Below are 13,758 nucleotides of genomic sequence, written 5' to 3'. Positions count from 1 at the left end.
CTTGCGCCCCGCTGCCAACCCCGCCGCCGCGTCACGCGGCGCCGGGCGCCAGGTGCGCGAGCGGCAGCGCGCCATTGCGCTTGAACGTCGTCAGTACGATGTTCGAGCGCACGCTGTCGACGCCCGGCACGCGCATCAGCTTCTTCATCACGAACTGCGACAGCGCGTTGAGATCCGGCGCGACGATCCGCAGCAGATAGTCGGCATCGCCGACCACGGCATGGCATTCGAGCACCTCGGGCAGCACGTCGATCTGCTGCTGGAACTGCTCGATGATCGAATCGCCGTGGTGCTTGAGCTTCAGGCTCGTGAACGCGGTGACGCCGAGCCCAAGCTTTTCGGGGCGCAACATCACGCGATAGCCTTCGATCACGCCGGCCGCCTCGAGCCGCTGCAGCCGCCGGCCGATCTGCGACGGCGACAGCGGCACCTCCTCGCCAAGCTGCTGGTGCGTCGCGCGGCCGAAGCGCTGCAGCACGTCGAGAAGCGCGAGATCGAAGTGATCGAGTTCCAGCATGAACATTCTCCGCATTGATTACGATTTTGATGCGCGATTATCGCACCATCAAGCGAATCAACGCCATCTTTGCGCCCATTCCGCATGTCCCCCGCTCTACACTTGCATGGTTCCCATCACAGCGTGCAGAGCCTCACCATGTCCACCGTCGTCACCGCGAAACTGCAGGAGCAGTTCGATGCGGGCCTCGAAACCCGCGCCGATTTCACCATCGACCAGCCGCTCGAACGTTACGGCCAGGTCGACCACGCGGTGTGGCAGCAGCTCTATGCGCGCCAGTCGGCGCTGCTGCGCGGTCGCGCGTGCGACGCGTTCGTCGCCGGGCTCGGGAAGATCGACCTGCCGGCCGATCGCGTGCCGTCGTTCGCCGACGTGAACCGCCAGCTGAAGCCGGCCACCGGCTGGGAAATCGTCGCGGTGCCGGGCCTCGTGCCCGATCGCGTGTTCTTCGAGCACCTCGCGAACCGGCGGTTTCCGGTCACCTGGTGGATGCGCCGCCCGGACCAGCTCGACTACCTGCAGGAACCCGACTGCTTCCACGACCTGTTCGGCCACGTGCCGCTGCTGATCGAACCGGTGTTCGCCGACTACATGCAGGCCTACGGCCGCACCGCGCTCGCGGTCGCGGACGACGAAGCGGCGCTCGCGCGGCTGGCGCGCCTCTACTGGTATACGGTGGAATTCGGCCTGATCCGCGACCCGCAGGGCACGAACGGGCTGTCGATCTACGGCGCCGGGATCGTGTCGAGCAAGGGCGAGAGCCTCTACAGTCTCGAAAGCGCGGCGCCGAACCGGCTCGGTTTCGACCTCGAGCGCGTGATGCGCACGCGGTACCGGATCGACACGTTCCAAAAGACCTACTTCGTAATCGACGATTTCGCGCAGCTGTTCGCGCTGGCCGACGTCGACGGCCGCGCGCTGGCCGACCGGCTGGCCGCGCAGCCCGAATTCGCGGCCGGCGCGGTATGCGATGGCGATCTCGTGCTGCATCGCGGCACGGGAGAAGGCTGGCCGGACGACGCGGACGCGTAAGGCCGCGGGCCACGCCGGCGTGATTCGTGCGCCGGCGCCCGCCTTCCGATGCCCGTCGCCAGATGGCCGTCCCCGGATGCCCGTCACCGAATGCCCGTCGCCCAACTATGAAACAATGACCGGTACCGGCTTTGCCGCGTGGCCTTTGCCCGCGTGCGGGCGCCGTTACCCAACGAGGTGCAACATGATCCACAAGCTCACATCAGAAGAACGCAAGACCCGGCTCGAAGGCCTGCCGCACTGGACGGCCGTGCCGGGCCGCGACGCGATCCAGCGCAGCCTGCGCTTCGCCGATTTCAACGAGGCCTTCGGCTTCATGACGCGCGTCGCGATCAAGGCGCAGGAAATGAACCACCATCCGGAATGGTTCAACGTATACAACCGCGTCGACGTGACGCTGTCGACCCACGATGCGGACGGCCTGACCGAGCGCGACATCGCGCTCGCGACGTTCATCGACCAGGTGTGCGCACATACCCAACCGGCCGCCTGAGGTCGTCCTCTACCGCCGCGCGTCTTTCGACGCGCGGCGCGTCAACTTTTCATTTCGATGAACGTTTTCTAGGATGTACTCAGCGAAAGCCTTCAACTTTCCAAGCCATCCTTAAGGCGCACGTAAGTCTCGTACGCTTTCCGCGCCCTAGGGTCCAAACCTTCCAGTTGCAGCGCGCTTGCGCGCTGTACAATCAGCAGCGCATACGGCTTGGAGAGCGCACTGGCCTCTTCGCAGAGTTTGAGTTCGTCGCCGCTCGACGGCGAGCGGGCGCGCCAGAAATTGATCGCGGCTTCGAGGTCGTGGATCGAAATATCGGACATGATTGGATTTAATCGTTCGCTGGCCGCCATGCTTGATGTCAGGCGATGCGGCGCCCCTGTGGAAACGGCGTCGTGCTGTCCGCGTGCCTGAACCGCCAACCCATTGTACTTGAGCGAACTTCATGCGACTCCTTCTGATCGAAGACGACCGCCCCATCGCACGCGGTATCCAGAGCAGCCTCGAGCAGGCTGGCTTCACCGTCGACATGGTGCATGACGGCATCTTTGCCGAACAGGCGCTGGCACAGAACCGCCACGAACTCGTGATCCTCGACCTCGGCCTGCCGGGCATCGACGGGATGACGCTGCTCACGCGTTTCCGCCAGACCAACCGCCACACGCCGGTCATCGTGCTGACCGCGCGCGACGAACTGAACGACCGGATCCAGGGCCTGAACTCCGGCGCCGACGACTACATGCTCAAGCCGTTCGAGCCGGCCGAGCTCGAAGCGCGCATCCGCGCGGTGATGCGCCGCAGCGGCCCGCACAGCGACATGCCGCGTCCGGAAGTGTCGCTCGGCGGCGTCCGCCTCTCGGGCGTCGATCGCCGCATCTTCAACGACGACAAGCCGCTCGAACTGTCGCCGCGCGAATTCGCGGTGCTGGAAATGCTGCTGCTGCGTCACGGCCGCGTCGTCAGCAAGGCCCAGCTGCAGGATCACCTCACGCACTTCGGCGGCGATCTCGGCGACACCGCAATCGAAGTCTACGTGCATCGCGTGCGCAAGAAACTCGAGCAGTGCCGCGTCGAAATCGTCACGGTGCGCGGCTTCGGCTATCTGCTGCAGGAAATCCGCCAGACCGCGAGCGTCTGAGCGGCGCCGCACGCCGGCCGGCCGCGTGCCGCCGGCGAGCCGCCCTGCCCGCGTCGCCGTCCGGCGCACGTCCGCGCCGCTCCCCGTGAGCGGCGCTTATCCATTTGCCCGTCGAAATGTCTTCTGATCCGGCTGTGACCACCAGCCTGCGCCGCTCGCTACTCCGGCGCCTCGCCGCGCCGCTGTCGATGCTCGCGCTGATGAGCGGCCTGATCGCCTACTGGCTCGCGTGGCAATACACGCAACACGTGATCGACCGCTCGCTCGCCGACCTCGCGACCGCCATCTCCAAACAGATCCAGATCGCCGGCCCCGACGCGCCGTTCACGGTGCCGCCGCTCGCGCAGGCGATGTTCTCCGATCCGGCCGAGGCGCTGATCTACCGGATCAGCGACGGCGAGCAGGAACTCGCCGGCGATCCGAAACTGCCGCTGCGGGGCATCAACGTGCGCCGCATGCATCACGCGTACGTGTTCGAGGCCGAGTACGACAACCGCGCGGTGCGGGTCGCGCAGGTGCGCGTCGAGGAAGTCGACGGCGGCCGGCCGATGGTGGTCGAGGTCGCGCAGCCGGTGCGGCACCGCTACCGGATCGCGGCCGAATTCCTCGTCGCGATCATGATGCCGCTGCTGCTGCTGCTGCTCGCGGGCTGGGGCATCGTGTGGCGCGTCGTGAACCAGCAGCTCGGCCCGCTCACGCATCTCGCCGATTCGCTGAACCGGCAGACCCACACGTCGCTGGAGCCGGTCGACGAAACCGACGTGCCGCTCGAGATCCGGCCGCTGACGAGCGCGATGAACGCGCTGCTCGGCCGCCTGAAGACCGCGCTCGACGCGCAGCGCAAGTTCATCGCCGATGCCGCGCACCAGTTGCGCACGCCGCTCACGGCCGTGAAGCTGCATGCCGAGCAGGCCGCCGTCGCGCGCGACCCGCAGCAGACCTATGCCGCGGTGCGCGAACTGCGCGCGGCCGCCGACCGCGCGGTGCGGCTGTCGAACCAGCTGCTGTCGCTCGCGCGCGCGGAGCCGGGCGAACAGGCCGCGCGTTTCGTCGACGTCGACCTGGCCGCGATGGCGTTCGAGACGGGTGCCGAATGGGTGCCGCGCGCGCTCGCGTCGCATGTCGACCTCGGCTTCCAGCGAAGCGACGATCCCGGCGAGGACGAAACGCTGAACGTGCGCGGCAACCCCGTGCTGCTGCGCGAGGTGATCGCGAACCTGCTCGACAATGCGTTGAAATACGTGCCGCTCGCCCGGCCGCACGGGGCGCGGATCACGGTGAACGTCGCGCGCGGCGCGCTCGAGACCGGCGAACCGGCCGCCGAGATCGTCGTCGAGGACAACGGCCCGGGCGTGCCGGCCAATCAGCAGGCCGACCTGTTCAAGCGCTTCTTCCGTGGCGACGCGCAAAGCGGCAACGGCGTCGAGACGGGCGCCGGGCTCGGGCTCGCGATCGTGCACGACATCATCGCGATGCACGGCGGCACGGTGTCGTACGAGGATGCATCGGAAGGCGGTTCGCGCTTCGTGGTGCGGGTGCCGCTCGCCAAGCGCACCGGGAAGCCGGCGAGCGAGACGCCGGCCGCCGCGCCGACGCACTGAGGCACGTGCGGCGAACCCTCATCAGGCTGGATGGACGGCCGCGCGGCGGCCATCCGGCGGTGACGCAGCCGCGCGCGATGCGCGGCCTCACCGGTCACTTCTTCTTTTTCTTGTCCTTCGCGCCGGACTCGGACTTGCCGTCCTTCCTGTCCTTCTTCTTCTTGCCGTCGTCGTCCGGCGTGGCGAGCAGCGTGCCGCGGCATGCGGTCGCGCCGCAATGGCACGCGTATTCCCGCTTGAGTTTCTTCGTCAGCTTCTCGTCGATCACGAGGCCGTAGTCGTAGAACAGCTCTTCTTCCGGCCCGATGTCGCGCAGTGCGTGGATGAACACGCGGCCCTTGATCTCCTCGGCCTCGCAGTTCGGCGCGCACGAATGGTTGATCCAGCGCGCGCTGTTGCCGTCGATCTTGCCGTCGATCACCCCGCCCTCTTCCAGTGCGAAGTAGAACGTATGGTTCGGCTCGTTCGGGTCGTGCGGATGGCGGCGCAGCGCTTCCTTCCACGAAATTCGCTCGCCCTTGTATTCCACTACGCGTTCGCCGGCCTTGATCGGCTCCACCGCGAACACGCCCTTGCCGTGAACTCCCGAGCGGCGTACCGCGATCCTGCGTGAACTCATCGAACGAATCCTTTGAAGACGACTTGAATGGAAGACGGCCGCGCTGTCGTTTTGCGCGGCCGTGCGTCGCGCAAAACGAAAACGCGGCACCGGTCGGTGCCGCGTCGGGACATGCGGCGAATCACCCGCATCCTACACGTTCAAGATTGCTTCGCTCAACATCGCGCGCAATATTGCGCGCATGACGCTCAGCGCTGGCCGAATGCGATGTCGCCGAACAACGCCTTGTGCTCGCGCGGCTGCGAACGCCAGTACTGCGGCGGCGCCGACACCTGCGCGCCGAGCTCGGCAGCCGCATGCCACGGCCAGCGCGGGTCGTACAGCATCGCGCGCGCCATCGCGACGAAATCGGCGTCGCCCGACTCGATCAGCCGGTTCGCATGCGCGGGATCGTTGATCAGGCCGACCGCGATCGTCGGCATCCCGACCGCGCGCTTCACCGCCTGCGCGAACGGCACCTGGTAACCGGGCGACAGCGGAATCTTCTGCAGCGGCGACACGCCGCCGGACGACACGTCGATCCAGTCGCAGCCGCGCTGCTTCAGCTCGTGCGCAAACGCAATCGTGTCCTCGAGTTCCCAGCCGCCCTCGACCCAGTCGGTCGCCGACACGCGCACGCCGACCGGCCGGTCCGCAGGAAACGCCGCGCGCACGATCTCGAAGATCTCGAGCGGAAAGCGCATCCGGTTTTCGCGCGAGCCGCCGTATTCGTCGGTACGCTGGTTCGCAAGCGGCGACAGGAACTGATGCAGCAGGTAGCCGTGCGCCGCATGCACCTCGATCGCATCGATGCCGAGGCGCGCGGCACGCTTCGCGCTCGCCGCGAACGCGTCGCGGATCCGGTTCAGGCCGGCCGCGTCGAGCGCGAGCGGCGGCGTCTCGCCGTCCTTGTGCGGTAGGGCCGACGGCGCATGCGGCAGCCAGCCGCCATCGGCGACGGACACGAGCTGGCCGCCCTTCCACGGCACCTCGCTCGACGCCTTGCGCCCCGCGTGCGACAGCTGCATCGCGACGCGGACCGGCGAATGCTTGCGGATCGCCGCCAGCACGGGCTTGAGCGCTGCTTCGGTCGCGTCGTCCCACAAACCGAGGTCGCCGGCCGTGATGCGCCCGTCGGGTTCGACCGCGGTCGCTTCGATGCAGAGCAGGCCCGCGCCGGACAGCGCGAGATGGCCGAGGTGAATCATGTGCCAGTCGGTCGCCTCGCCGCGCTCGGCCGAGTACTGGCACATCGGGGAGATCACGATCCGGTTCGGAAGGGTCACGCCGCGCAGCGTGAACGGGGAAAACAGCGCAGTCATGGAGGCCGCTCGCCAGGAAAGGGAAACAGCGGACGAGCGTAGCATGCGGGCTCGAAGCCTGCTGGCGGCCGGTTCGGCAGTAAGCGGATGGTCAGGTAGCGCCGGCAGCGATGCCGCGCGCACACGGCATGCAGCGGTGCGCCGACCGGCAAGGCCTGCGGGTCGGTCACGCGCGGTGCCGCTCGCTCGGGATCAAAGCCCGACGCTGTCGAGCCACTCCGCGAACATGCGTCGCGCGGCCGTCTCCAGCGCGGGACCGTGCTGCACGGTGTCGGCGCGCAGCTGGCGTGCGTCGATGCCGGGCGTCGACGCGATTTCGCCGGCGTTGCCGATCAGCCAGGGTTCGAAGCGGTCGGCACGGATTTCGGGATGGCATTGCAGCGCCAGCACGTGCTGCCCCCATGCGAACGCCTGGTGGCGGCAGGCCGGTGTCGAGGCGAGATGGATCGCGCCGCCCGGCAGGTCGAACGTATCGCCGTGCCAGTGCAGCATCGAGGTCGCCACGCCGTCGAGATGGCGCAGCGGCGACGCGCGGCCCGCGTCGGTGAGCGTCAGCGGCGCCCAGCCGAGTTCCTTCTGCGCAGCCGGATAGACGCGTGCACCGAGCGCGCGGGCGATGAACTGCGCGCCAAGGCAGATACCGAGGATCGGCAGCCCGGCGTCGATGCGCTGGCGCACGAGCGCCGTGAGCGGCGCGATCGACGGATACTGCGCGTCCTCGTACACGCTGAGCGGCCCGCCGAGCATCACGAGCAGCGCCGGCTTGAGCGCGTCGAGCACCTCGACGCGCGACGCGCCGACGTCGACGTAGCGCACCCGCCGCCCGCGCGCCCCGAGCACCTGCTCGAAGCTGCCGAGGTCCTCGAAATGCACGTGGCGGATCGCCACCACTTCAGCGTTCATCATCGGCCTCCCGGTCGATCGACGGACGTCAGCCGGCGAACACCTTCCAGGTCTTCTTTTGCGTTGCCGCGTCGGCTTCTTCGTGCACCGAACAGTCGAGACGCAGATCGCTGTCGGCCATCGACAGGTCGAGCGCCGCGCAGTGATGCACGGTCTTCTTCGACTGCTTGCCCGGCTGGAAATGCGTGCACGTCAGGCACATGCGCTGCGGCGGCGTCGCGCCGGCCACCTGCAGTTCGCGCAGCGTCTTCAGCAGCGCGCGGTACAGCGCGCCCTGCTCGTCCGCGCCGAGTTTGCCGACCGCCTTCGTCAGGAATTCCGGCCATTGCAGCGCCTTCTTCGCCGCGGTACGGCCGCGGGCCGACAGGCGCACGGCAAGCGCGCGGCCGTCGTCCAGCGCGCGGCGCTTCTCGACGAGCCCCTTCGTCTCGAGCGTGCTGACCGCATCGCTGGTGGTCGCAGCCGTGAGCTGCGTCTCGCGCGCGATCTCGCCGAGCCGCATCGGGCCCTTGCGTTGCAGCAGCAGCACGAGGATCTCGCCCTGCGTCGGCGTGAGGCCCGCGCCTTCCGCCCAATCCCATGCCTGGCTTCGCATGGCCGTACTCAACCGCAGCAAGCTGTGGGTCACACGTCCCGAAGCCTGATTCCCGTAAACGCCTTCGCTCATAGTCTTTTCGCTTTGCCGCCGCCCGGATTGCCGAGCAGCCGTAGTGTGGAGATCGAATGTCTATCTCAAAACAGACGCTCATCGAGGAGCGTCGACACGGCCGTCGCGAGGCACACGCGGCGGTCGCGTTCGCGGCGACCGGTGAGACACTGGTCGTTCCGGTGTCCGCAAAGCCGACATTCTAAGCGAGAGCGGAAAATCGCACAGCTAAGTTATCCCCTTCATTCTGTGGAAAATCGCTGGATAACCGGATTTTTTCGTTGTGCCGGCAATCCCTGCCGGCCTCACGGCGCAACGCGCAAACATTTTCCTGTTCGAATCGGCCATCGTGCGGCTGGCGGCGATCCACCGGGTTATCCATACCGCAGTGCGTTGACTTTGCAGCGGAATATCCAGTTATCCACAGATTTTCAGGAGGACTGGCGACGCGGAACGCCCGAATCGGCGTCGACCGGCATTCAGCGAATCGCCGCGCGGTCGAGCCTGTAATCTGCAAAACATTTTTTCATTCACGCCAGCGCAGGCACTGCTGGCGGACCGTCTCGTTCAGCGATTTTTCCTGTTTGAAAACGGTTCTCAACCACGATGCGTCATTCACGCGCGCCTTCGCGAGTGCACCGATCTCGTCGAGTGCCGCGCGCGAGCCAAGCGCGGCCGCATGCGGCGCGATCCGGTCGAGCGTGTCGAGGATGTCTTCCGCGATCGTGCGGCGCTCACCTGTCTGAGGATTGACGCAGGTGCCCTCGAGCCCGAAGCGGCAGGCTTCGAAACGGTTGAATGTGTAGACGAGATAGTCGTCCTCCGACAGCTTCAGCGGCCGGTCGGTCAGCAGGTAGCGCGCGAGCGTCTGGATGTAGCACGCGATCGCGGCCGCGCGGTCGACCGACAGCGGCGTGTCCATCACGCGCACCTCGATCGTCCCGTAGCCGGGCTTCGGCCGGATGTCCCAGTAAAAGTCCTTCATCGAGTTGACGACGCCCGTGTTGACCATCTTCGTGAAGTACTCCTCGAAGCTGTCCCAGGTCAGCACGAACGGCGCGCGGCCCGACAGCGGGAACGCGAACACCGAATTCAGGCGCGCCGAATGGAAGCCGGTGTCGACGTTCTGCACGAACGGCGACGACGCGGACAGCGCGATGAAGTGCGGAATGAAGCGCGACATCGAGTGCAGCAGGAACAGCGCGCTGTCCGGATCGGGACAGCCGATGTGCACGTGCTGGCCGAACACGGTGAACTGCTTCGCGAGATAGCCGTACAGCTCGGAGATGTACTGGAAGCGCGGCGCGTCGTAGATCTGCCGGTCGCTCCATTGCTGGAACGCGTGCGTGCCGCCGCCGGCGAGCCCGACGTTGAGCTGGTCGGCCGCCTTCACGAGCACGTCGCGGATCGCGTGCAGCTCGGAGACCGCCTGCTCGTGCGAATGGCAGATGCCGGTCGACAGCTCGATCATGCTCTCGGTGATTTCAGGCGTGATGTTGCCGGGGAAGGTCTCGCCCTGGATCAGGCGCATCAGGTCGGATGCAGCCTTGGTGAGGTCGTAGTTGTGCGTGTTGACGACCTGGATCTCCAGTTCGACGCCGAACGTGAACGGTTCGGAATTGACGAAGGTTTCGAGTGCCATGGCAGGTTCCGGAATCAGTTTCTGTCGCTGCGTTCGCTGACCGCCGACAGGCAGCGGTAGACGACGAACGGGCTGACGAGCTGCAGGATCACGATCGTGCACATCACGATCGCGCGCAGGTGCGGGTCGAAATTCGGATAGAGCTGGTAGGTGTCGTCGACGAGCAGGTACGACAGCGCGGACATCGGTGTCAGCGCGATGCCGAGCGCGACGCCCTGCTTCATCCCGAGCCCGCTCGGCTTCGCGAACGCGACGACGCCGGCGAGCTTGGCGGCGAGCCGCGTGACGATCAGCGCGATCGCGAGCAGGCCGCCGAGCGCGATGTCGCCCCACGTGAACGACGTGAGCGTCAGCACGAACAGGATCACCGTCAGCAGCCAGCCTGCCGTGCCGAAATGCTCGGGCCACAGCTGCGGCCGCGCTTCGAGGTTCTTCACGATGATGCCGGCGAGCAGCAGCGTGAGCAGCGTCGACAGCTTCAGCGCCTGCGCGACCGCGATCGCGAGCATCACGAGCCCGAACAGCGCGACGAACGAATGCTCGTCGCGCATCGTCGCGGTCATGTGACGGAACAGGTAGTTGCACGCGCGCGCGACCAGGTACGCGACGATGAACGAACCGGCGATCAGGTAGGCGGGTTGCAGGATCGTCGCGAAAACGTTCCCGTACGCTTCCTGGTGGAGCCAGCTCGTGACGAGCTTGGTCAGCACGATCGCGTACACACTGTTCAGCGCGGTCAGCGTGATGAGGCGCTGCGACACCTGCCCTTCCGCGCGCAGCTCGGTCTTGAGCTGGATCACCATCGACGGCGACGTCGCGATCGCGATCGCCGACAGCACGAGCGCGACCATGCCCGACACGCCGAGCGCGAGCATCACGAACAGCACGAGCACGAACGTCAGCGTCGCCTCGGCCAGGCTCGACGCAATGAGCCACGGATTGCGGCGGATCCATTTCAGGTCGAGGCGGCTGCCGAGCTCGAACAGCAGCAGGCCGAGCGCGACGTCGATCAGCAGCCGCGAGGTTTCGTCGGTGCTCGCGTCGATCACGCCGAATCCGAACGAACCGGCGATGAGACCGATCACCGCATACCCGGTGATGCGCGGCAGCCGCCATGCGCGATAGCACAGCTCGCCACACAGACCGGCCGCGAACAACGCGAGCCCGGCCCAGAACACGGCATCCGGCGCGAGCGGCCAATTGGGCAGGAATGAGAACGCCGACTTCATCGTGGTGACTTCTCCTTTGGAAGCAATCGCCAGCGGCGCGGGGTCAAGCGTCAGAAATGAGATGCGCGCCGGCTGGGTATCGCCCCGAGTGTGAATGTTGTGGTCGACGACGGCGGGACATGGGATCCGCCTCTTTCCGCCATCCGGCGGAACTGTCGTTCAGGCTGCCGATCTGGATTGTCGGCCTGGTGTGTGAACGGACTGCGCAGTCTCGATGATTCAGATTCGAAATCGAGCCGACCGTTCCATTGAAGCATGTCCGGCGCTTGGCCGAACGAACGCGAAGGAAACCGATTGTGCCACAGCTTTTTCGCTCCGGAACCGATTGAATCGACTCGTGGCGCTGTGAGGCACCACAGGTCTTTGGTTTCAATGGTTTACTTGTATATATACGTAGTAGAAGTTAACAAGGCGCTCACAGTTCTGTGGATAACTTCGGTTTACGCAACAAGATCAAGGCGTTGGCGCGGCCATAAGTCGTTGCACAGGCTGTTTGCTCACAGAGGTTTGAGTTGGGCAACTTTCGGGCCGTTTCACAGCTGTGCCGAGTTGCCCAGTTTACGTCCACTGTGATTGCACACGAAGTGCGTGCGGATTCCGCGCGGTTATCCACAGCGTCGCGTGGATAACCTTGCGCGAAAAAATCGAAGGACTGTGAGGATTCGGCTGACGAGATCAGCCGATCTGGCGGCCGCGCAGCGCGCGGATCAGGAACCGGGCCGGGTCGACGGCATCGGCGAGTTCGCGCTCGAGCGGCAGCGGCTCGCCTTCCAGTTGCGACGCGATCAGTTCCGCGCCGAGCGCGGCCCACACGAGGCCGCGGGAACCGTAGCCGAATGCGCCGTACAGGCCCGCGGTACGCGGCAGGTCGCGCGCCCTCGCACCGCTCAGCACGCGTGCGTTCGCGACGGCCTGCGCTTCGTCGGCGAGCGGGCCGATCACCGGCACGCGATCGGCGACGACCCAGCGAAACGCGACGCGCCCGCGCAGCGTATCGACGTCCGGCAACTCGCCGATCAGGCCGGGCAGCAGATGCCGGACGCGCTCGATATTTTCGATATGCCCGGCGCCGCGCATCGCCGGATCGAGGTCGTCGGGTTCGAACGTCGCGCCGATCAGCAGCGTGCCGTCGTCGAGCGGTACCGCATAGCCGTCGCCGATCGCGGGGCACGGCAGCGGTGCCGTGCTGCCGGGCGGCAGCAGCGTGAGCTGGCCGCGCACCGGCTGCAGCGCGACGTGCCGCAGGCCCGCGAGACGCACGGCGTCGCCCGCGTTCGCGAGCACGACGACCGGCGCCTCGGCGAGCGTCGCGCCTGCCGCGTCGACGGCGCGCCACGTGTCGCCATCGCGCTCGAGTCGCGCGACTTCGGTGCCGGCGAGCAGTGTCACGCGTTCACCGGCCGCCGCGACTTGTGCGGCGCAGACCCCGGCCGGCCAGACGGCGCCGCCGTGCGGAAACAGCAGGCCGCCATGTGCGACCGGCAGGTTCAGATGCGCGCGCGCGGCGTCCGTGCCGAGCAGCGACACGTAGTCGGACGGTGCGCCGAGCGCGTCGAACGCATCGCGCATCCGCACGAAATCGTCGGCCGATTCCGCGAGATGGATCATCCCGCGCGTGCTGCGCGCGAACGCGTGACCCGCATGCTCGAGCGCGCGCCAGCGCGCCAGCGCATGCAGGAAACCGCTGCGCGTGAGGCGGCTCGCGACGTTGTCGTCGCGCGTCATCAGTGGATGGAATACGCCGGCCGGATTGCCCGATGCGTCGCTCGCGATTCGCGCGTGTCGCTCGATCAGCGTGACGTTCCAGCCGCGCGCGGCGAGCCGTTCGACGACCGCGCAGCCGGCCAGCCCCGCGCCGATCACGATCGCGTCGCGCGCGGCAACCGGCAACGCGCGCGGCGGTTCGTGCCGGCGCATCCGCCAGCGCGGTGCGTATTCGCCCGCGAGCATCGCGAACTTGCCGGCCAGGCCGGCCATCTTGCGATACGTGAAACCCGCTTCGAGGAGCGCTTGTTTCACCACGCCCGCGCTCGAATAGGTCGCAAAGGTCGCCTTCTCGGCGGCGATACGTGCGAGCGCGCGGAACACGTCGGCCGACCAGAGATCCGGGTTTTTCGCGGGCGCGAAACCGTCCAGATAGAACGCATCGGCGCGGGCGACCAGTTTCGGCAGCATCTCGCACGCGTCGCCCAGCGCGAGCGTGAGCACGACCCGGCCAGCGTCGAATTCGAGGCGATGAAAACCGGGAACGAGCATCGGCCACGCATCGGCGAGCATTTCCGCTTCCGTCGATATCGTTGTGTTCGCAACCATATGGGACAGTGCCCGGCGCAGGTCATCGCGCGAAAACGGATGCTTCTCGAACGACACGAAATGCAGCCGTTCGCAGCGCGCGGGATCGTCGCGCCAGGCGGCCCAGGTCGCGAGGAAGTTGACGCCCGCGCCGAACCCCGTCTCGACGATCGTGAACGTGCGCCGGCCTTGCCAGCGCCCGGGCAGCGCGTTGCCCGCGATGAACACGTAGTTCGCGTGCGCGAGCGCGCCCGCGACGTTGTGATAGATGTCGCCGTACGCGGGCGAGATGAGGGTGCCGTCGTCGCGGAACGCGAGCGTGGCGGGAACGAGTCGGTCGGGCAT

The 13,758-nt window shown here is 66.9% G+C and carries 13 protein-coding genes; 4 read left to right on the top strand and 9 right to left on the bottom strand.

Going from position 1 to position 13,758, the window contains the following annotated elements; translation table 11 throughout:
* Positions 1-31: 31 nt before the first annotated feature.
* Positions 32-517 (bottom strand): Lrp/AsnC family transcriptional regulator, encoded by a 486-nt coding sequence (locus tag PL79_RS10700; RefSeq protein ID WP_006408082.1) that lies wholly within the window; start codon positions 515-517, stop codon positions 32-34.
* Between the two features lie 138 nt (positions 518-655).
* On the opposite strand from PL79_RS10700, the gene phhA reads away from it, so the two are divergent.
* Together phhA and PL79_RS10690 are read left to right on the top strand one after the other, a co-directional pair.
* Positions 656-1,549, top strand: coding sequence for a phenylalanine 4-monooxygenase (gene phhA / locus PL79_RS10695; RefSeq protein ID WP_044845222.1), 894 nt, complete (start codon positions 656-658; stop codon positions 1,547-1,549).
* A 184-nt stretch (positions 1,550-1,733) separates the two neighbouring features.
* On the top strand, positions 1,734-2,042 hold the full coding sequence (locus tag PL79_RS10690) for a 4a-hydroxytetrahydrobiopterin dehydratase (protein WP_044845221.1): 309 nt from the start codon (positions 1,734-1,736) through the stop codon (positions 2,040-2,042).
* A gap of 92 nt (positions 2,043-2,134) precedes the next feature.
* On the opposite strand, the gene PL79_RS10685 is transcribed toward PL79_RS10690, so the two are convergent.
* The gene (locus PL79_RS10685; RefSeq protein ID WP_044845220.1) at positions 2,135-2,365 is read right to left on the bottom strand and encodes a DUF3717 domain-containing protein; all 231 of its coding nucleotides are present in this window, start codon (positions 2,363-2,365) and stop codon (positions 2,135-2,137) included.
* A gap of 122 nt (positions 2,366-2,487) precedes the next feature.
* Between PL79_RS10685 and PL79_RS10680 the strand changes: the two genes are divergently transcribed.
* Entirely contained in the window at positions 2,488-3,180 is a 693-nt protein-coding gene (locus PL79_RS10680; RefSeq protein ID WP_006401494.1) for a response regulator, read from the top strand.
* 116 nt (positions 3,181-3,296) lie between these two features.
* The gene (locus tag PL79_RS10675; protein WP_044845219.1) at positions 3,297-4,781 is read left to right on the top strand and encodes a sensor histidine kinase; all 1,485 of its coding nucleotides are present in this window, start codon (positions 3,297-3,299) and stop codon (positions 4,779-4,781) included.
* 94 nt (positions 4,782-4,875) lie between these two features.
* On the opposite strand, the gene PL79_RS10670 is transcribed toward PL79_RS10675, so the two are convergent.
* The 7 genes from PL79_RS10670 to mnmC all read right to left on the bottom strand — a co-directional run bounded on the left by PL79_RS10670 (position 4,876) and on the right by mnmC (position 13,758).
* Positions 4,876-5,400, bottom strand: a complete 525-nt coding sequence (locus PL79_RS10670) for an SET domain-containing protein (protein ID WP_044845218.1) — start codon at positions 5,398-5,400, stop codon at positions 4,876-4,878.
* A gap of 188 nt (positions 5,401-5,588) precedes the next feature.
* Complete coding sequence (locus PL79_RS10665; protein ID WP_044845217.1) at positions 5,589-6,701, bottom strand: NADH:flavin oxidoreductase/NADH oxidase; 1,113 nt, start codon at positions 6,699-6,701, stop codon at positions 5,589-5,591.
* A 192-nt stretch (positions 6,702-6,893) separates the two neighbouring features.
* Positions 6,894-7,604, bottom strand: a complete 711-nt coding sequence (locus PL79_RS10660) for a glutamine amidotransferase (RefSeq protein WP_044845248.1) — start codon at positions 7,602-7,604, stop codon at positions 6,894-6,896.
* Between the two features lie 28 nt (positions 7,605-7,632).
* Positions 7,633-8,271 (bottom strand): MarR family winged helix-turn-helix transcriptional regulator, encoded by a 639-nt coding sequence (locus PL79_RS10655; RefSeq protein WP_044845216.1) that lies wholly within the window; start codon positions 8,269-8,271, stop codon positions 7,633-7,635.
* Between the two features lie 505 nt (positions 8,272-8,776).
* Complete coding sequence (locus tag PL79_RS10650) at positions 8,777-9,892, bottom strand: YbdK family carboxylate-amine ligase (protein ID WP_006490006.1); 1,116 nt, start codon at positions 9,890-9,892, stop codon at positions 8,777-8,779.
* Positions 9,893-9,906: 14 nt separating this feature from the next.
* Positions 9,907-11,121, bottom strand: a complete 1,215-nt coding sequence (locus tag PL79_RS10645) for a cation:proton antiporter (RefSeq protein WP_044845215.1) — start codon at positions 11,119-11,121, stop codon at positions 9,907-9,909.
* Between the two features lie 675 nt (positions 11,122-11,796).
* Positions 11,797-13,758, bottom strand: coding sequence for a bifunctional tRNA (5-methylaminomethyl-2-thiouridine)(34)-methyltransferase MnmD/FAD-dependent 5-carboxymethylaminomethyl-2-thiouridine(34) oxidoreductase MnmC (gene mnmC / locus PL79_RS10630; RefSeq protein ID WP_044845214.1), 1,962 nt, complete (start codon positions 13,756-13,758; stop codon positions 11,797-11,799).

It is taken from the genome of Burkholderia sp. USMB20, assembly GCF_000949135.2.
Classification (GTDB): Bacteria; Pseudomonadota; Gammaproteobacteria; order Burkholderiales; family Burkholderiaceae; genus Burkholderia.
The sequence above is the reverse complement of the archived record's forward strand: the minus strand, read 5'-3'. Positions and strand labels throughout refer to the sequence as shown.